The sequence below is a fragment of the Bacillus gaemokensis genome, from assembly GCF_001590835.1.
GTDB lineage: Bacteria > Bacillota > Bacilli > Bacillales > Bacillaceae_G > Bacillus_A > Bacillus_A gaemokensis.
The window spans coordinates 265,078-282,785 of the sequence record NZ_LTAQ01000001.1; the positions used below are offsets into that span (position 1 = coordinate 265,078).

The 17,708-nt window shown below is 36.5% G+C and carries 22 protein-coding genes; 7 read left to right on the plus strand and 15 right to left on the minus strand.

All coding sequences use genetic code 11. The features are described 5' to 3' along the window. Window positions 1-57 precede the first annotated feature (57 nt). A complete protein-coding gene (locus tag AZF08_RS01325; protein ID WP_033672879.1) occupies window positions 58-1,530 on the plus strand; it encodes an aminotransferase class I/II-fold pyridoxal phosphate-dependent enzyme in 1,473 nt (490 codons plus the stop codon). Between the two features lie 75 nt (window positions 1,531-1,605). Then, entirely contained in the window at window positions 1,606-2,436 is an 831-nt protein-coding gene (locus AZF08_RS01330; RefSeq protein WP_033672242.1) for a protein-glutamine gamma-glutamyltransferase, read from the plus strand. Window positions 2,437-2,471: 35 nt separating this feature from the next. Here AZF08_RS01330 and AZF08_RS01335 read toward each other — a convergent pair whose 3' ends face one another. From AZF08_RS01335 to AZF08_RS01355, 5 genes are all read right to left on the minus strand, one after another. Next, window positions 2,472-2,600, minus strand: coding sequence for a GapA-binding peptide SR1P (locus AZF08_RS01335; RefSeq protein ID WP_033672243.1), 129 nt, complete (start codon window positions 2,598-2,600; stop codon window positions 2,472-2,474). Between the two features lie 59 nt (window positions 2,601-2,659). Beyond that, window positions 2,660-2,788, minus strand: a complete 129-nt coding sequence (locus AZF08_RS01340; RefSeq protein ID WP_033672244.1) for a GapA-binding peptide SR1P — start codon at window positions 2,786-2,788, stop codon at window positions 2,660-2,662. Between the two features lie 56 nt (window positions 2,789-2,844). Beyond that, on the minus strand, window positions 2,845-2,976 hold the full coding sequence (locus AZF08_RS01345; RefSeq protein ID WP_033672245.1) for a GapA-binding peptide SR1P: 132 nt from the start codon (window positions 2,974-2,976) through the stop codon (window positions 2,845-2,847). 60 nt (window positions 2,977-3,036) lie between these two features. Further along, window positions 3,037-3,165 carry a GapA-binding peptide SR1P gene (locus tag AZF08_RS01350; RefSeq protein WP_000536782.1) on the minus strand — a complete coding sequence of 43 codons (129 nt, stop codon included), beginning with the start codon at window positions 3,163-3,165 and terminating at the stop codon, window positions 3,037-3,039. A gap of 196 nt (window positions 3,166-3,361) precedes the next feature. Next, the gene (locus AZF08_RS01355) at window positions 3,362-3,658 is read right to left on the minus strand and encodes a DUF3055 domain-containing protein (RefSeq protein ID WP_033672246.1); all 297 of its coding nucleotides are present in this window, start codon (window positions 3,656-3,658) and stop codon (window positions 3,362-3,364) included. 134 nt (window positions 3,659-3,792) lie between these two features. Here AZF08_RS01355 and AZF08_RS01360 point away from each other — a divergent pair, with 134 nt between their 5' ends. Beyond that, window positions 3,793-4,185, plus strand: coding sequence for a DUF1885 family protein (locus AZF08_RS01360; RefSeq protein WP_033672247.1), 393 nt, complete (start codon window positions 3,793-3,795; stop codon window positions 4,183-4,185). A 4-nt stretch (window positions 4,186-4,189) separates the two neighbouring features. Here AZF08_RS01360 and AZF08_RS01365 read toward each other — a convergent pair whose 3' ends face one another. The 5 genes from AZF08_RS01365 to pdhA form a co-directional block, all read right to left on the minus strand. Further along, on the minus strand, window positions 4,190-4,417 hold the full coding sequence (locus AZF08_RS01365) for a hypothetical protein (RefSeq protein ID WP_033672248.1): 228 nt from the start codon (window positions 4,415-4,417) through the stop codon (window positions 4,190-4,192). A 335-nt stretch (window positions 4,418-4,752) separates the two neighbouring features. Beyond that, window positions 4,753-6,165 (minus strand): dihydrolipoyl dehydrogenase, encoded by a 1,413-nt coding sequence (lpdA, locus tag AZF08_RS01370; RefSeq protein WP_033672249.1) that lies wholly within the window; start codon window positions 6,163-6,165, stop codon window positions 4,753-4,755. A gap of 5 nt (window positions 6,166-6,170) precedes the next feature. Then, window positions 6,171-7,460, minus strand: coding sequence for a dihydrolipoamide acetyltransferase family protein (locus AZF08_RS01375; RefSeq protein ID WP_033672250.1), 1,290 nt, complete (start codon window positions 7,458-7,460; stop codon window positions 6,171-6,173). Window positions 7,461-7,549: 89 nt separating this feature from the next. After that, window positions 7,550-8,527: a pyruvate dehydrogenase complex E1 component subunit beta gene (pdhB, locus tag AZF08_RS01380; RefSeq protein ID WP_033672251.1), complete on the minus strand. Its 978-nt coding sequence runs from the start codon at window positions 8,525-8,527 to the stop codon at window positions 7,550-7,552. Between the two features lie 3 nt (window positions 8,528-8,530). After that, window positions 8,531-9,646, minus strand: a complete 1,116-nt coding sequence (gene pdhA / locus AZF08_RS01385; RefSeq protein WP_017151120.1) for a pyruvate dehydrogenase E1 component subunit alpha — start codon at window positions 9,644-9,646, stop codon at window positions 8,531-8,533. 513 nt (window positions 9,647-10,159) lie between these two features. On the opposite strand from pdhA, the gene AZF08_RS01390 reads away from it, so the two are divergent. Together AZF08_RS01390 and def are read left to right on the plus strand one after the other, a co-directional pair. Then, entirely contained in the window at window positions 10,160-10,309 is a 150-nt protein-coding gene (locus tag AZF08_RS01390) for a YjcZ family sporulation protein (RefSeq protein WP_018764787.1), read from the plus strand. Between the two features lie 204 nt (window positions 10,310-10,513). Further along, window positions 10,514-11,068, plus strand: coding sequence for a peptide deformylase (gene def, locus AZF08_RS01395; protein WP_033672252.1), 555 nt, complete (start codon window positions 10,514-10,516; stop codon window positions 11,066-11,068). A 241-nt stretch (window positions 11,069-11,309) separates the two neighbouring features. Here def and AZF08_RS01400 read toward each other — a convergent pair whose 3' ends face one another. Next, complete coding sequence (locus AZF08_RS01400; RefSeq protein ID WP_033672253.1) at window positions 11,310-12,083, minus strand: Cof-type HAD-IIB family hydrolase; 774 nt, start codon at window positions 12,081-12,083, stop codon at window positions 11,310-11,312. Window positions 12,084-12,664: 581 nt separating this feature from the next. Between AZF08_RS01400 and AZF08_RS01405 the strand changes: the two genes are divergently transcribed. Together AZF08_RS01405 and rnjA are read left to right on the plus strand one after the other, a co-directional pair. Further along, window positions 12,665-12,877, plus strand: coding sequence for a DNA-dependent RNA polymerase subunit epsilon (locus tag AZF08_RS01405; RefSeq protein ID WP_033672254.1), 213 nt, complete (start codon window positions 12,665-12,667; stop codon window positions 12,875-12,877). Window positions 12,878-12,880: 3 nt separating this feature from the next. Then, a complete protein-coding gene (rnjA, locus tag AZF08_RS01410) occupies window positions 12,881-14,548 on the plus strand; it encodes a ribonuclease J1 (RefSeq protein WP_033672255.1) in 1,668 nt (555 codons plus the stop codon). Window positions 14,549-14,635: 87 nt separating this feature from the next. Here the strand turns inward: rnjA and AZF08_RS01415 are convergent, their stop codons facing one another. The 4 genes from AZF08_RS01415 to AZF08_RS01430 all read right to left on the minus strand — a co-directional run bounded on the left by AZF08_RS01415 (window position 14,636) and on the right by AZF08_RS01430 (window position 17,707). After that, window positions 14,636-15,301 carry a potassium channel family protein gene (locus tag AZF08_RS01415; protein ID WP_033672256.1) on the minus strand — a complete coding sequence of 222 codons (666 nt, stop codon included), beginning with the start codon at window positions 15,299-15,301 and terminating at the stop codon, window positions 14,636-14,638. Window positions 15,302-15,384: 83 nt separating this feature from the next. Then, window positions 15,385-16,251: a hypothetical protein gene (locus AZF08_RS01420; RefSeq protein ID WP_033672257.1), complete on the minus strand. Its 867-nt coding sequence runs from the start codon at window positions 16,249-16,251 to the stop codon at window positions 15,385-15,387. Between the two features lie 374 nt (window positions 16,252-16,625). Further along, entirely contained in the window at window positions 16,626-17,084 is a 459-nt protein-coding gene (locus AZF08_RS01425) for a TlpA disulfide reductase family protein (RefSeq protein WP_033672258.1), read from the minus strand. Window positions 17,085-17,158: 74 nt separating this feature from the next. Further along, window positions 17,159-17,707: a peroxiredoxin gene (locus tag AZF08_RS01430; RefSeq protein ID WP_033672259.1), complete on the minus strand. Its 549-nt coding sequence runs from the start codon at window positions 17,705-17,707 to the stop codon at window positions 17,159-17,161. Between the last annotated feature and the right edge of the window lies 1 nt (window position 17,708).

Here is a 17,708-nt window from a genome sequence, read left to right on the forward strand (position 1 = left end):
CAAGATACACATAAAACACATCATAATAAATATAAAAAAGAAGAAGGGGTGTATAGATTGTCCCAATACAAAACACCATTGTTTACCGCTTTAGTAGAGCACAGCAAGCGAAATCCAATTCAATTCCATATTCCAGGTCATAAAAAAGGACAAGGAATGGATCCTACGTTTCGCGAATTTATTGGGCATAATGCATTAGCAATTGATTTAATTAATATTGCGCCACTCGATGATTTACATCATCCAAAAGGTATGATTAAAGAAGCACAAGATTTAGCTGCTGCTGCTTTCGGTGCAGATCATACTTTCTTTTCTGTTCAAGGTACAAGTGGTGCAATTATGACAATGGTGATGAGCGTTTGTGGCCCAGGGGATAAAATTCTCGTACCACGTAACGTTCATAAATCTGTAATGTCAGCTATTATTTTCTCAGGTGCAAAACCGATTTTCATTCATCCTGAAATCGATCCAGAACTAGGCATTTCACATGGGATTACAATTCAATCGGTAAAAAAAACTCTTGAGGAACATTCAGATGCAAAAGGATTACTTGTTATTAATCCAACATACTTTGGATTCACAGCAGATTTGCAACAAATTGTAGAATTAGCTCATTCCTATGAAATACCTGTGTTAGTAGATGAAGCCCACGGTGTGCATATTCATTTTCATGAAGAATTACCGATGTCCGCCATGCAGGCAGGTGCAGATATGGCAGCAACAAGTGTTCACAAATTAGGCGGTTCTTTAACACAAAGTTCTATTTTGAATGTAAAAGAGGGGCTCGTGAACGTAAAACATGTGCAGTCAATCATTAGCATGCTTACAACAACATCGACTTCTTACATTTTATTAGCCTCCCTTGATGTTGCGAGAAAACGTCTTGCGACTGAAGGAAAAGCATTAATAACAAAAACAATACAGTTAGCTGAGCATGTTCGCAACGCCGTAAATGCTGTTGAACATCTTTACTGTCCCGGTAAAGAAATGCTGGGGACAGATGCGACGTTTAGTTATGATCCAACAAAGCTAATTATATCTGTGAAGAACTTGGGTATTACAGGTCATGAAGCGGAGTTATGGTTAAGAGAGCATTACAACATCGAGGTCGAACTCTCAGACTTATATAACATTCTCTGTCTTGTTACATTAGGCGATACAGAAGATGAAACGAATATTCTGATTGAGGCTCTACAAGAACTAGTAACAACCTTTAAACACCGAGCTGACAAAGGTGTTCAAGTACAAGTTGAGATCCCAGAAATCCCTGTACTTGCGCTCTCTCCTCGAGATGCCTTTTATTCAGAAACAGAGGTTATCCCATTCGAAGAGGCTGCTGGCCGTATTATAGCTGATTTTGTTATGGTTTATCCACCAGGGATTCCAATCTTTACACCTGGGGAAATTATTACTCAAGAAAACTTAGACTACATTCATAAAAACTTAGATGCTGGTCTACCCGTACAAGGTCCCGAAGACATGACCTTACAAACATTACGCGTCATTAAAGAATATAAGCCTATCAGTTGATAGGCTTTTTTTTCACCATTTTTTCTTTTACTCATACGATACTAAAGAATGTAACGTATAGGTGGGGATACCATTATGATTGTGATTGGCCGTTCTATTGTCCATCCTTATATCACAAATGAAAATGAACCGTTCGCACATGAAAAACAACAAATTTTAGCCATAATGGCTGGAAATCAAGAAGTATACGCCTTCCGAACAGCTGATGAACTCAGCTTTGATCTTAATTTACGCATTAACATTATTACTTCCGCATTGGAACTCTTTCAAAGTGGACTTCAGTTTCGTACATTCCAACAATCGTATTGCAACCCTAAATTTTGGAAACGGACATCACTCGGAGGATTCCAACTTCTTCCAAACGCACCAGCATCCATTGCTATACGAGATATTTTTAAAAATGGAAAACAGTATGGGACAGAATGTGCAACAGCGATGATTATTATTTTTTACAAAGCACTTTTAGCACTATATGACGAAGAAACATTTAACCATTTGTTTGCAAACCTTCTACTATATACATGGGATTATGATCGTGATTTAAAACTAATCACCAAAAATGGTGGCGATATCGTCCCTGGGGACCTCGTTTACTTTAAAAACCCACAGGTGAATCCAAATTCAATTGAATGGCAAGGAGAAAATGCTATTTATTTAGGCAATTTCTTTTTTTACGGTCATGGTGTAGGCGTAAAAACAAAAGAGCAAATTATTTATCTTTTAAACGAACGAAGAATCCCAGACGCATTTATCTCAGCATATTTAACAGATTTTATCACACGCATAGATAGCCGCCTTATGAGTCAATATGCTTCTACTAACAATCCACAAGCAACACTAGGATTTATCCCTATCAGAGATGATGCAATTGTTGCAACAATCGGTCATACAACTACTATCTATTAAAAAAACGCCTGCATCTGCAGGCGTTTTCTCTATTATTAAGCTTTTGTATGTTCATTATGATCACATTCGCAATGAGTTCCACATTTCCCGTAAAGCACTGTTGTTTTTTCATCTTCAAAGTGTGCAATTGTTCCTTCACATACTTGGCATACGATTGTTCCCATCTTTTATTTCCCCCTAAGTTTATAATCTCAAAACTACTTCCATTTACGTTTCTCTATTATTAAGCTTTCGTATGCTCCTTGTGATTACATTCGCAATGAGTTCCACATTTCCCGTACAACACTGTTGTTTTTTCATCTTCAAAATGCGCGATTGTTCCCCCGCATACTTGGCATACGATTGTTCCCATCTTTCATTTCCCCCTAAGTTTATAATCTCAAAACTACTTCTATTCACGTTTCTATATTATTGGGCTTTTGTATGCTCCTTGTGATTACATTCGCAATGAGTTCCACATTTCCCATAAAGTACTGTTGTTTTTTCATCTTCAAAATGCGCGATTGTTCCCCCGCATACTTGGCATACGATTGTTCCCATCTTTTATTTCCCCCTAAGTTTATGGTCCTAAAAACTTTTATATCGGTAGACTCCTTTATATTACTGGGCTTTTGTATGCTCCTTGTGATCACATCCGCAAGATCCACATTTTCCGTAAAGTACCGTTACTTTTTCGTCTTCAAAGTGTGCGATTGTACTTTCACAATCTTGACATACGATTGTTCCCATTTTAAAATTCCCCCTAAGTTTTATAATCCCAAAAACTTTTTTGTAACCGCTTAACTTTCTGTCTTTATTTTAATATGCTATACTTTTTACGTCAATAGGTTTTTAGTATAACACATTAAAAAATTTATTTTATATTAGTATGCGATAATAACATAAAAAAACAGTCACATCTCATATGTACGACTGTTCCTTTTATTTATTCTTCATATTCAGCATGCAATGAACTAGGTGGCACAAGAAACTTAAAAAATTGAGCTAAATCATCAGCTTCTTCCTCTGATCCTAGTTTAAAAACCTCTCTTAAATGTTGAACATTATCCATGTCATCCTGTCCAAGGAGCGTTGCTCGCCCTGTTTGCATACAAACTACAAGAGGTTTCCCAAAAAACATATTTGTATAAATGACTCCAAAATCATAACGATTTTCATGTGTCATGAATCCTAAAAATCGTACCTTCACACTTTCATGCTCATCATACAATTTGTCAAACATTTACTTCCTCCTTTCTTCACGGCGATTTCTACTTTTATATATTAAACAAAAAAGGAAAGATTCCTTTTTAATTGTCAAAAAATTTACAACAGTGTTAAAATAAACATATATATTACGTCAGGGGGAGAATTTTTATGCAACATGCATTCATTAAACTTGTACCGAAATCTAAACAACAATCTGTTTCATTAGAAGAAATAAAACAACTTTTTCATTACTACAAAACAATCACTTCTCAAACTGGTGTGCAAGTTGGCTATGCATATGCTAACGTTGCCTTTCCATATGAAATAATCGATACATCGGATACGACACTTGAATTGAAATCAAATCATGATCGATATGATTCGATCTATGTAGGTGTTGGAATAGAAAACGAGCAAGCTTTCGTTCAAATATCTTTACCTCCCACCGCAACATTTGGTGATAAAGGAAAAGCTAATGAATTTTGTCGTTTTTTAGCAAAGAAATTAGAGGGGAAACTGTGCTTATTCAATGGAAGAACAATGTATTTTTATAAGCGTTGATTTTTCAAACAAGAAGAGAAATTATTAGAAAGAACATACTATTTGTAAAGGTAAGAATCAATGCCTGCTTTCTTGCACTTAAAACAACATAAGCAATTACATATGCTAAATAAAGAAATACGAAGAATAACATCACCTTATAATGGAATTTATCGCCGTTCGATAATGATAATACAATAGAAAATCCACTCCATAAAAGGAAATGATAAAATATAACATGCAGTATTTTCATGGAACATTCTCCTTTGACATGCTCTATTTTATTATAATATATGGGATTGGAATGAAATCATTACATAATATAAAAAGATATGTCCTATTTACAAATAAATTTCACTTTCTTTCCTATTAAAATTAGAACGCACTCTGCGATTTATTTCAAAATTATTTGTTCGATATTTCTAACGTACTCAAAAAATAATAGATACCTCCATAGTCATTATTAAAATGATTCTTATATTCATCCTAGTTTCCCTCTATTTACAACAATTTCTTTCGTAATTTATCGAAAAATAAAAAATAAACCGTCTCTTATCTTTAAGAGACGGTTTATTTTTCTTATTACCATTATTTTACAATGTGAATTGGCATTCCAAGAGCAACTTCTGCTGCTTCCATTGTGATTTCACCTAATGTTGGGTGAGCATGGATTGTTTGAGCGATATCTTCTGCTGTCATTCCAGCTTCGATAGCTAAACCAATCTCAGAGATAATATCAGAAGCGCCTGCACCTGCAACTTGTGCACCTACAAGAAGACCATCTTCTTTGCGAGTTACAAGTTGTAAGAAACCGTCTGTGCTGTTTAATGATAATGCACGGCCGTTTGCAGCGAATGGGAATTTAGAAACTGCTACTTCCATTCCAGCTTCTTGAGCTTGTTTCTTAGTGTAACCAACAGATGCCAATTCTGGATCAGTGAAGCATACTGCTGGAATTCCGATATAATCGATTGCTGATGCATGACCGCTAATTGCTTCAACAGCTACTTTACCTTCGTAAGAAGCTTTGTGAGCTAATGGTGGTCCAGGAACGATATCACCGATTGCATAGATGTTTGGTACGTTTGTACGGCATTGCTCATCGATTTCGATTACACCGCGGTCAGTCATTTTAATTCCAACTTGCTCAAGACCGATTTCTTGAGTATTTGGACGACGACCTACAGTTACTAATACATAATCAGCTTCTACAGTTTGTACTTCGCCTTTTACTTCGAAGCTAACTTTTACGCCGTTTTCAGTTTCTTCAACGCCTTTAGCCATAGCTTTTGTATGGATGTTCACGTTGCCTTTTTTCTGAAGGGCACGTTTTACAACTGTGCTCATTGCTTTTTCGAAACCAGCTAAAATCTCATCGCCAGCTTCTACTACAGTAACTTCAGTACCGAAGTTCGCATATGCAGTTCCTAATTCCATACCGATGTAACCGCCGCCGATTACAACAAGTTTTTTAGGAATTTCAGGTAAGCTTAATGCGCCTGTAGAGTTAATAACACGTTTAGAATATTTGAATCCAGGAATTTCAATTGGTGTAGAACCAGTTGCAAGAACAGCATTTTTAAACGTATAAGTTTGAGCTGCATCTTCAGTCATTACGCGTAATGTGTTTGCATCTACGAAGTAAGCTTCACCGCGAATGATTTCAACTTTGTTACCTTTAAGAAGGCCTTCCACACCGCCAGTTAATTTCTTAACTACGCCGTTTTTCCATTCTTGAACTTTTGTGAAATCAACTGTTACGTTCTCAGCAGTGATACCCATGTCATCAGAATGTTTTGCATTCTCATAACGATGACCTGCATTAATTAACGCTTTAGAAGGAATACATCCAACGTTTAAGCATACGCCACCAAGGTTAGCTTTTTCAATAATTGCTACCTTTTGACCTAATTGTGCTGCACGAATTGCCGCAACATATCCACCAGGACCTGCACCAACAACGACTGTATCTAATTCAATTGGGAAATCTCCTACTACCATTGTTATTACGCCTCCATTACTAATAATTGTGGGTCGTTCAATAAACGTTTAATTTGGTTTAATGCTTTTTGAGCAGTTGCGCCGTCAATTAAACGATGGTCAAAGCTTAGAGATAATGCTAATACTGGAGCTGCAACGATTTCACCGTTCTTCACAACTGGTTTCTCAGCAATACGACCGATACCAAGGATTGCTACTTCTGGGTGATTGATAACTGGAGTGAACCATTGTCCACCTGCAGAACCAATGTTTGTAATTGTGCAAGAAGCACCTTTCATTTCTGCTGGAGCTAAGCGACCTTCACGTGCTTTACCAGCAAGTTCATTGATCTCGTTAGAGATAGTGAAGATAGATTTACGATCTGTATCTTTAACAACTGGTACTAATAGACCTTTGTCTGTATCAGCTGCGATACCGATGTTGAAGTAATGTTTATGAACGATTTCTGAAGATGCATCGTCTAAAGAAGTGTTCAACATTGGGAATTCACGTAATGCAGATGTTAAAGCTTTTACAACGTATGGAAGGTAAGTTAATTTAATACCTTTGTCAGCTGCAACAGCTTTGAACTTTTTACGATGAGCAACAAGTTCTGTTACATCTACTTCATCCATTAATGTTACGTGAGGAGCTGTATGTTTAGAGTTAACCATTGCTTTCGCAATCGCTTTACGGATACCACTCATTTTCTCACGAGTTTCTGGATATTCACCAGCTGGGATTGGTTGTGCTTTTGGTGCTTCTTCTTTTGCTGCTGGTGCTTCTGCTGCTACTGGAGCTTCAGTTGCTACTGCTGCTGGTGCTTGTCCACCATTTGCAAACGCATCGATGTCAGATTTTACAACGCGACCGTTTTTACCAGTACCAGCTACTTTATGAATATCCACGCCTTTTTCACGAGCATATTTACGAACAGATGGCATAGCAATTACGCGCTCATTTACTACTTCTTCAGTTGCTGCTGGAGTAGCTGCCGCTGCTGGAGCTTCTTCTTTCACTTCTTCAGCTTTTGGAGCTTCGTCATGGTCGTCACCTTTAAATTTAAGGTTTTCGTACCCAGGAGCATCAAACTTAATTAAAGTATCTCCTACTATTGCAACTGTACCTTCTTCTACAAGTACTTCAAGTACTTTACCTTTAACAGGAGAAGGAATCTCTACAACTGCTTTATCATTTTGTACTTCAAGAAGTACATCATCTTCGTTTACTTCATCGCCTGGTTTAATAAACCATTTTACGATTTCACCTTCGTGGATACCTTCACCAATGTCTGGTAGTTTAAATTCAAATGCCACGGAATTCATCCCCCTGATTCATATCATTATTATGGAATATTGCAAAAGAAATCAGCATGTGCTGATTTCTTTTGCACATGAAACTAAAATTAGAAGTTCATTACTTTGTTAACAGCTTCAACAATATCTTTATGGTTTGGTAACCATACGCTCTCAGCTTGAGAGAATGGGAATACTGTATCAGCAGCTGCAACACGTACAACTGGAGCTTCTAAGTTTAAGATTGCACGGTCGTTAATTTCCGCTACAACGTTTGCTGCAATACCAGCTTGTTTTTGAGCTTCTTGAACAACAACAACGCGGCCTGTTTTTTCAACAGAAGCGATGATTGTTTCGATATCTAATGGTTGAACTGTACGTAAGTCAACAACCTCTAAAGAGATACCTTCTTTTTCAAGTTCTTCAGCAGCTTTTAATGCAGCATGTACCATCGCACCATATGCGATAACAGATACATCTGTACCTTCTCGTTTAACATCAGCTTTTCCTAAATCAACTGTGTATTCGCCTTCTGGTACGTCTTGACGGAATGAACGGTACAATTTCATATGCTCTAGGTAGATTACTGGATCGTTGTCACGAATCGCAGAGATTAAAAGACCTTTTGCATCGTATGGAGTAGATGGAATAACAACTTTTAAACCAGGTTGTTGTGTCATTAATCCTTCTAAGCTGTCAGCATGTAATTCTGGAGTATGCACGCCGCCACCAAATGGAGAACGAACTGTAATTGGAGCAGTCCAACGTCCACCAGAACGGTAACGTAAACGAGCCATTTGACCAGAAATTGAATCCATTACTTCATATACGAAACCGAAGAATTGGATTTCTGGAACTGGACGGTAACCTTCAAGTGCAAGTCCAACTGCAAGACCGCCGATACCAGATTCTGCAAGTGGAGTATCCATTACACGATCTTCACCAAATTCAGCTTGCAAGCCTTCAGTAGCACGGAATACACCACCGTTTACACCAACGTCTTCACCAAACACAAGTACGTTAGGGTCATTTTTCATTTCAACGCGTAAAGCATCAGTGATTGCTTGAATCATTGTCATTTGAGCCATGGCTTACTTCGACTCCTTTTCTTTGTAAATTTCATATTGTTCAGCTAAGTTGTAAGGCATTTCTTCGTACATGATTTCCATTAAATCAGTTACTTTTTGTTTTGGAGCTTGGTCAGCCTTAGCAATTGCTTGTTTGATATCTTCTTTTGCTTCTTCGATTACTTTTTCTTCTACTTCTTGAGACCATAGGCCTTTGTTTTCTAAGAATGCACGGAAACGTACGATTGGATCTTTTTGTTCCCATTCGTTTTCGATATCTTTTGTACGGTAACGAGTTGGGTCATCACCAGCCATTGTATGTGGACCGTAACGGAATGTTAAAGTCTCGATTAAAGTAGGGCCTTCACCATTTACTGCGCGCTCACGAGCAAAAGCAGTTGCTGCGTATACAGCTAATGGGTCCATACCGTCTACTTGAATTCCGTAAATACCTGCTGCTACTGCTTTTTGTGCTACAGTTTTTGCTGCAGATTGTTTTTCTACTGGAGTAGAGATTGCATAACGGTTGTTTTGAACAACGAAGATTGCTGGAGCTTTGAATGCACCCGCAAAGTTCATACCTTCGTAGAAGTCACCTTGAGATGCTCCACCGTCACCTGTATAAGTAATTGCAACAGATTTTTTACCACGTAATTTCATACCTAACGCAACACCAGCAGTTTGGATGATTTGCGCACCGATGATAATTTGTGGAGCAAGTGCATTTACATTTTCAGGCATTTGGTTACCCATGAAGTGTCCACGAGAGAATAAGAATGCTTGGTATAATGGTAAACCATGCCATACTAATTGTGGAACATCACGATATCCTGGTAAGATGAAGTCTTCTGCTTCAAGTGCGAAATGACTTGCTAATTGTGAAGCTTCTTGTCCAGCTGTTGGTGCGTAGAAACCTAAACGTCCTTGACGGTTTAAAGAAATAGAACGTTGATCTAGTACGCGAGTATACACCATACGGCGCATTAATTCTTTTAATTGATCATCAGTTAATTCCGGCATTGCTGCTTCATTCACAACTTCGCCTTTTTCATTTAAAATTTGTAATGTTTCAAATTGAGCTGCGATAGCTTTCATTTGCTCATCAACATTAAATAGGGTCTTTTTTGTTTTAGTACCCATTCCGTTCACCTCTTCCTCTCTTGAACCATATTCTGAAACGCTTTCACTAGAAATTTTCTAGTAAGAAAACGCAACCATGTAAACCGACAAGTTTATCCGCCGGTTGAGAATAATTTTGTGTACCTAACAATCTGTACTAATGTTTTTTCAGAAACATATTAATACAATCTTGATCACGTTTTTTAGTTTACAACTATTCTAATCACGATGTCAATTACTTTAGCTACGTTTTTTTTATGAATAACATTGAGGTTTCTACTATACGTACATGTTTTTATTTTCACATCTGTATTAGTAGACAATAACCTACTGTTATATTATTCCCTATTTAACCTATTTTTGATCGTAGAATAATATGTAAACGATTTTATTCCTCTTAGTTTTTCTCCCTTTATCTGAAAAATATGCAATTGCTTCTTCCCTTTCTAGGTAAATGCCTATACACTTCCAACTACTCTTCCATACATTATAATAACCGCAGTATTCGCGGAAAATGATAAAGGAGGTCATCTCATGTACGGATACACATATTGTTATCCAACTTGTTCATATCCTTCCTATGGCTATGGAGGTTCTTGTGGAGGAGGATCCGGACGCGGCTTTGCCTTAATCGTTGTATTGTTTATCCTTTTAATTATCGTTGGTGCTGCTTGCATTCGTTAATGTAAAACAAAACAACTATAGAAAGAAACAGACGGCTTTGCCGTCTTTTCTTTTATTCGTGCCCTTGATGACTGAAATTTGTATTTCAAAATAATCTTAATCCCTCATTTCTCTCTCTGACTTCTCCATATATAGGTGATATGTACTTTATCATGACTTTTTTCATCTCCTTTGGTAGACTAAAGGAGAAAGGAGAGATTACATATGCTTACAATGGATGATGTAATTCGCGAGGGAAACCCCGTTCTGCGAGCAGTAGCAGAAGAAGTTTCCCTGCCAGCGAATGAAGAAGATACACGTATACTACGAGAAATGATTGAATTTGTAATAAACAGTCAAAATCCTGAAATGGTTGAAAAATATAATTTACGTCCAGGAATTGGTCTAGCTGCTCCACAGATCGGTGTTTCAAAAAGAATGATTGCTGTTCATGTTCAAAACACTGATGAAACATTATATAGCTATGCTCTATTCAATCCAAAAATTATTAGTCACTCTGTTGAACGTACGTACTTATCAGCTGGTGAGGGCTGCCTATCTGTAGATCGTGAAGTGCCTGGCTACGTTCCACGCTATACACGAATTACAGTTAAAGCCACTACCATCGATGGTGAAGAAGTGAAATTACGTTTAAAGGGGCTACCAGCAATCGTGTTTCAACACGAAATTGATCATTTAAACGGTGTAATGTTCTATGATCATATTAATCAAGAAAACCCTTTTGTAGCCCCTGATGATGCAAAGCCTCTAGAAAGATAAAGTGAAACTTTAATCAGTGGCTTTCTTCATCCCCACTGATTATTAGCCTTCACCAATCGGGCTTTTACGAGCAGTTTATCTCCCACCTAAATTCTTTGTTTCCATTGATTTTTGAAATGGGAGTATTACTGTCCGCGCATAGCGGGATAAAACAAAAAAGATAAAAAAGCAGAAGCCGCGGCTTCTGCTTTTTTTCTATCACAATGTATTCCATTTTACTTGAAATGGTTTTCATACTCTCCTAAAGTAAATGGGCCCACTGCAATCCATGAAGGATACCATCTTCGCTAACATCTTTCGTCACATAATTAGCAAGTTTTTTCAATTCCTCATGACCATTCCCCATTACAATCCCTGTTCCTACAGCCTCAATCATTTCTAAATCATTTAGCCCATCTCCAAAAGCATAGACCTGTTCACGGCTAAGCCCTAATTTCTCAATGAATTTTTCAATTCCTTTTGCTTTTGAACCACCATTTGGAATGATATCCATCGAATACGCATGCCAACGTATAAAATGAAAATCCTGATAATCATGAATAAACTTCTCTTCCTCACCTACCGAGCAAAAAAGAAGTGTTTGATAAATATCACGATTTTCATAAAAATTTGGTTCATATACTGGATGTTCAAATTGTAAACTTCCGAAACTTTCTTTTACATAATCATGATATTCTACTGTCGCTTTCATATCCTTATGGTCTAAATAAACGAGAGGATACCCCTCTTGTTTTGCAAACGATGTAAATGTATGTAACGTACTCGGATGTAATGGATTTTTAAATATTACTTCGTCTTCAAATACAACATATTGTCCATTAAAACTCACATAGTTATGAATATTAAGTTCATTACGAATATCTTCAAACATGAAAGGTGCACGCCCTGTTGCAATCGCTACATGTACGCCTTTTTCCTGCAAAGTACGTACCGCTTCTTTTGTAGATTTAGGTATTTTTTTATCGTGATCTAATAATGTTCCATCAATATCAAAAAAAACAATTTTATCATTCATTTATAAAAATCCTTTCTAACCCTTCTATGTGCCTATCTTGATTCTTCCTTTTCAAATTCTAAAAAAAAGTATAACATATTAAACATCTGTGAAGAAAGCGTTCACTTTCTAACCTTATTTATGAAATATGCATATACTATCAAAAGAATGCTGATATTTATTCGAATGAATTTTCTTTTCCAATCTATCTCATACTATACCCATAACCAGCGACTACTGTTCGTTACTACGGGATAACCTATACAATAAGATTTCTTTATACAAAAAAGAAACTCATCAGATTATGAACACAGCAATCCCCTCTTTTATCTTTTATGATTTCATAACACATAGATAAAGAGTTATTACTTGTAAATATGCATTTTTAAAATAAGGAAAGGAAGGAGTAATCATGCTGAAGAAGCTGAAGAAAAAGTTAAAACGATATTTAAACGATTTAGTTCGCAAAAAGACAATCGCTTAAATCGTGCCCATTTCGGGCTTTTTCTTCATTCTCATTCGAAAAAACATGAAAATCATCACTGTTTGCTTTATAATAGGTAACAGATAATGCAAAACATAGACAAGGAGAGGTTTTTCCAATGATTTTTAAAGTATTCTATCAAGAAAAAATGACTGAGGTTCCAGTACGTGAAAATACAAAAGTTTTATATTTAGAAGCTGATTCTCAAAAAGATGTTCGTACAAAATTAAAAAAGTTCGCATATAATATCGAGTTTGTTCAGTCTGTTACTGGTGCTCATCTTGAATATGAACAACAAAATGCTGATTTAACATTAACGGAGATCGTATAATTTATGAAATTCCTAAAAAATGATCAGGCAGCCGTTTTCGCTCTTGGTGGACTCGGTGAAATCGGTAAAAATACATACGCTGTTCAGTTTCAAGATGAAATTATTATAATTGACGCTGGAATTAAGTTTCCAGAAGACGAACTTCTCGGAATCGACTATGTGATTCCTGATTACACTTATTTTGTACGAAACGAAGATAAAATTAAAGGCTTATTTATCACACATGGTCATGAAGATCATATCGGTGGTATTCCTTACCTATTACGCCAAGTAAATATTCCAATTTACGGTGGGAAATTAGCAATCGCTTTAATTAAAAACAAATTAGAAGAACACGGATTGCTTCGAAAAGCAAAACTTTACGAAATCCAAGAAGATGATGTCATCAAATTCAAAAAGACATCTGTTTCATTCTTCCGTACAACGCACAGTATTCCAGATTCGTATGGGGTTGTCGTAAAAACACCTCAAGGACAAATTGTCCATACAGGTGACTTTAAATTTGACTTCACACCAGTGGGAGAACCGGCAGACTTAACAAAAATGGCCGAAATCGGTAAAGACGGTGTACTTTGTCTCTTATCCGATAGTACGAACAGTGAAGTACCTAACTTTACGATGTCTGAGCGCCGTGTTGGTGATAGCATTCAAGATATTTTCCGTAAAGTGGAAGGGCGTATTATATTCGCAACCTTTGCATCGAATATTCATCGTTTGCAACAAGTTGTCGAAGCAGCTGTTGAAAACAATCGTAAAGTCGCTGTATTTGGAAGAAGCATGGAAGCTGCGATTGAAATTGGTCACAATCTCGGTTATATTCGCTGTCCAAAAGATACATTCATAGAAGCTTCTCAACTGAATCGATTACCAGCTAATAAAGTTGTTATTTTATGCACAGGTAGTCAAGGGGAACCCATGGCAGCACTTTCTCGTATTGCTAACGGTACACATCGTCAAATTCAAATTATCCCTGGTGATACAGTTGTTTTCTCTTCTTCACCAATTCCAGGTAATACAGTTAGCGTAAGCCGCACAATTAATATGTTATACCGTGCGGGTGCTGATGTTATTCACGGAAAACTTTCAAATATTCATACAAGTGGTCATGGTGGACAAGAAGAACAAAAACTTATGTTACGTCTTATTAAACCTAAATACTTCATGCCAATTCATGGGGAATATCGCATGCAACGTATGCATATGAAATTAGCAAACGATTGTGGTATTCCAGAAGAAGATTGTTTCATTATGGATAATGGTGATGTTCTTGCCCTACGTTCAGACGAAGCAAGCGTTGCTGGAAAAATTCCATCTGGTTCTGTTTATATTGATGGAAATGGCATTGGCGATATCGGTAACATTGTATTACGTGACCGTCGTATTCTTTCTGAGGAAGGACTTGTTATCGTAGTTGTTAGCATTGATATGAAAGAATTTAAAGTTTCAGCAGGACCTGATATTATCTCTCGTGGATTCGTTTATATGCGTGAGAGTAGCGATTTAATCAATGATGCACAAACTTTAATTACTACTCATTTAGAAAAAGTAATGGAGCGAAAAACAACACAATGGTCTGAAATTAAGAATGAAATTACAGATACATTAGCACCATTCTTATATGAAAAAACAAAACGTCGTCCAATGATTTTACCAATCATTATGGAGATATGATAAAAAAGGACAATGCTTACAAGCATTGTCCTTTTTTATTTTACCTATCGTATCCTTCTATTCGCAGGCACTACTCCCCACTTAATACTACCTTAAGAAGTGTTTAAAACGATCCACTTCATCATCATGACCGATTACAATTAAAATATCTCCCGATTGGATGTTTTCTGTAGCACGAGGAGAAACAATGACTTCTTTTCCACGTTTAATTGCTACAATGTTTAATCCAAACTTCGCACGAATATCAAGCTCAATTAAAGAGTGACCATCAATCTTTTTATTTGCAATGATTTCTACAATGCTATGCTCATCAGAAAGTGCTAAGTAATCTAATACGCTACTGGAAGCAATATTATTTGCAATACGTTTCCCCATATCACGCTCAGGATGAACAATATGATCAGCTCCTATTTTACTTAACACTTTTTCATGATAATCATTTTGAGCTTTCACAGTAATATTCTTTACACCTAATTCCTTTAAGATAAGGGTCGTTAAAATACTAGCATTTAAATTGTCACCAATCGCAACAACCACATGATCGAAATTACGAATCCCAAGGCTCTTTAGGACCATTTCATCTGTCGAATCTGCAATCACTGCATGCGAAGCAATGTTTGCGAATTCATTTATTTTATCTTCATCAGAATCAATTGCCATTACTTCCATACCTAATTGAGCTAATTCACGACAAATACTGCCTCCAAAACGTCCAAGTCCGATGACAGCAAATTCTTTTTCCTTTTCACTCACATGAATTCCTCCAATTACATCAATTCCTACTTATTTTCATTGTAGCATATTTTATATTTGCCACAAAGACTAGCAAGCCCGACTCATTTTTGCTTCTGTATATAGAAATACTGTTGTAAATAAAATGCCATAATACAAATTAGCATCCCAAACACAAAAATATTTCCAAACGAACTAAACGTTTGAAAAACAAATAATAACGTTTCTTGTCCAAAAAAGGCAAATAATAGCTGTGTAAAAGCAAACAACAACGCCCATCTATAATGATGTTGATGAAATAAATAATGTGTCGCTCCTAAAAATGCACTGAAAGAAACAATAAAAGTCCACCATGTTTCTAAGAAATCTTGCCACCCGACAAAATGATATCCCTTTACTACAAGCGCAATGATTCCTATGACGAACATTGTTGGAACACTCCAAAATAGCGCTCGATTCCGGAAAAACCGAATTCCATTTACATCCCCTTTTTCACTTGCACAATACGTTAAAAATGCTGTACTTATATATAGAACAGAAAGAACCGTTAACACAATGATTAACCAAAAATGAAGCTGATAATATTCATGTTCTATATTTGTTACTATAGCTGCTAACATACTCGGAATTAACATACCCGTCCAACCGTCGATTTTTCGCTCATTCCAAAATACAGCATTACCAATTCGGATACCTAACAACATAAAAATAATGACACCAATTATAAATAACGTTGTCTTATTCCCCACTAAACTTGTTGAAAAGGCAATTAAACCAATAAACAAAAAAAGAACAAAACCATTCATAATTTCTAATACGGGTGATAAATACTTTTTCACCCACTGATATGTTTCTTCATATTCATGTTTGTTTGCTAAGCGATATGCATAAAAGCTAATCCCAAAATAAACCGCCGCAACAATAACATATGCATATAAAAAGAAACATAAAATCGCACTGCTAATCTGCACCTAATTCCCCACCCTTTTTCTATGTATCACATTGATTTTACACATTTTTCATATAAAAAGTAAACCCAAACCTATCGTTCCATTCTACACTGCGAGATTTTCTTTTCATCTATTCTCAAGCTTACAAAGAGTCCATCTAAAAACGATAGAATAAGGAGAAACTTCTATCAACGCATGTTTCTTCATCCTTCATAGATGATTCCCCCTCACCAATCAAGCTTTGATGGGCGAGTTAACTTCTTTGTTTTTCTCCATTTTGAGGCAGGAGTAATACTGCCCGCAAATAGCGAGATAACACAAAAACCTCCTATATAAGGAGGTTTTTCATGTATCAATAAAAATTTCTCATTAACGTTCAAAGAGCAATACAAATCTTACTCAGCTTCTTTTTGCGCCTCATCCAACACACGATTTACTCGTTTTGTTAGCATTTGCATGCCACTTCCACCCGCTTGAAAATGACGGAGAACACCATTTTTATCAAATACATAATAAGCTGGTACATATTGATTTTCAAATGCATCTGTAATTTTGTGCTGATTATCAACTAAAATTGATTGTGATATTCCATGTTCTTGTGCAACTGCTTCTACCTGTTCAAGGTTTAAATCTTCTTCTGAACGCGGCATATGAACTGCAACAACATTTAATTGTTCCTTATATTCATCACGGAAGTTATTGATATCTGGCATCGCTTCTTTACATAAGTGACAACTAACTGACCAAAAATGAATAAGTGTTGGTTTTTCACCAATTAATGATTCACGTTCTACTTCTCCATTTAATACTGTTGTTGCACCGTCTAAAGAAGGCATTGGTTGGCGTAATTTCATGATTTTTCCCCCTTACAGATGTAGAGAAAGGCCTAACAAAATATTGTTAGACCCTCCTGCATTTCACAATAAAATTAAACGTTTAAAGTTGCTTGACCTGGTTTCCAGTTTGCTGGACAAAGTCCACCAGTTTGAAGAGCTTGAAGAACACGAATTACTTCGTCAACTTCACGGCCAATGTTGTTGTGATGCACAACTTGGTACATTAATTCGCCTTCTGGGCTAATGATGAATAAACCACGAAGTGCAATACCTTCTTCTTCAAGTAATACACCGTAATCACGAGATACTACATGGTTAGTATCAGCAGCTAGAGGGTATTTTAATTCACCTAAACCGTTTTTCGTACGGTCAGTGTTAATCCAAGCTAAGTGTGTGTGGATTGTATCAGTAGATACACCAATTACTTCTGCATCTAAATCTTCGAACTCATCATAACGATCAGAAAGTGCGATGATTTCTGTTGGACATACGAAAGTGAAGTCCATTGGATAGAAGAAAAGTACTGTCCATTTATCCTGTTTCATAGTCTCTTCAAGACTTACTTTACCAAATTCTTTGTTTGGCATAACAGCGTCCATTTCAAATCGTGGCGCTTGTTTTGCTACCATACGTTCTGCCATA

Bases quoted from the DNA above. Each gene is read 5' to 3' on its own strand.
- AZF08_RS01355 (WP_033672246.1), bottom strand. From the start codon at position 3,658: ATGTTTGACAAATTGTATGATGAGCATGAAAGTGTGAAGGTACGATTT.
- AZF08_RS01390 (WP_018764787.1), top strand. From the start codon at position 10,160: ATGTACGGATACACATATTGTTATCCAACTTGTTCATATCCTTCCTAT.
- AZF08_RS01425 (WP_033672258.1), bottom strand. From the start codon at position 17,084: ATGAAATTACGCCAACCAATGCCTTCTTTAGACGGTGCAACAACAGTA.
- AZF08_RS01345 (WP_033672245.1), bottom strand. From the start codon at position 2,976: ATGGGAACAATCGTATGCCAAGTATGCGGGGGAACAATCGCGCATTTT.
- rnjA (WP_033672255.1), top strand. From the start codon at position 12,881: ATGAAATTCCTAAAAAATGATCAGGCAGCCGTTTTCGCTCTTGGTGGA.
- AZF08_RS01360 (WP_033672247.1), top strand. From the start codon at position 3,793: ATGCAACATGCATTCATTAAACTTGTACCGAAATCTAAACAACAATCT.
- AZF08_RS01340 (WP_033672244.1), bottom strand. From the start codon at position 2,788: ATGGGAACAATCGTATGCCAAGTATGCGGGGGAACAATCGCGCATTTT.
- AZF08_RS01405 (WP_033672254.1), top strand. From the start codon at position 12,665: ATGATTTTTAAAGTATTCTATCAAGAAAAAATGACTGAGGTTCCAGTA.
- AZF08_RS01335 (WP_033672243.1), bottom strand. From the start codon at position 2,600: ATGGGAACAATCGTATGCCAAGTATGTGAAGGAACAATTGCACACTTT.
- AZF08_RS01365 (WP_033672248.1), bottom strand. From the start codon at position 4,417: ATGAAAATACTGCATGTTATATTTTATCATTTCCTTTTATGGAGTGGA.
- pdhA (WP_017151120.1), bottom strand. From the start codon at position 9,646: ATGGGTACTAAAACAAAAAAGACCCTATTTAATGTTGATGAGCAAATG.
- AZF08_RS01430 (WP_033672259.1), bottom strand. From the start codon at position 17,707: ATGGCAGAACGTATGGTAGCAAAACAAGCGCCACGATTTGAAATGGAC.
- AZF08_RS01350 (WP_000536782.1), bottom strand. From the start codon at position 3,165: ATGGGAACAATCGTATGTCAAGATTGTGAAAGTACAATCGCACACTTT.
- def (WP_033672252.1), top strand. From the start codon at position 10,514: ATGCTTACAATGGATGATGTAATTCGCGAGGGAAACCCCGTTCTGCGA.
- pdhB (WP_033672251.1), bottom strand. From the start codon at position 8,527: ATGGCTCAAATGACAATGATTCAAGCAATCACTGATGCTTTACGCGTT.
- AZF08_RS01400 (WP_033672253.1), bottom strand. From the start codon at position 12,083: ATGAATGATAAAATTGTTTTTTTTGATATTGATGGAACATTATTAGAT.
- lpdA (WP_033672249.1), bottom strand. From the start codon at position 6,165: ATGGTAGTAGGAGATTTCCCAATTGAATTAGATACAGTCGTTGTTGGT.
- AZF08_RS01330 (WP_033672242.1), top strand. From the start codon at position 1,606: ATGATTGTGATTGGCCGTTCTATTGTCCATCCTTATATCACAAATGAA.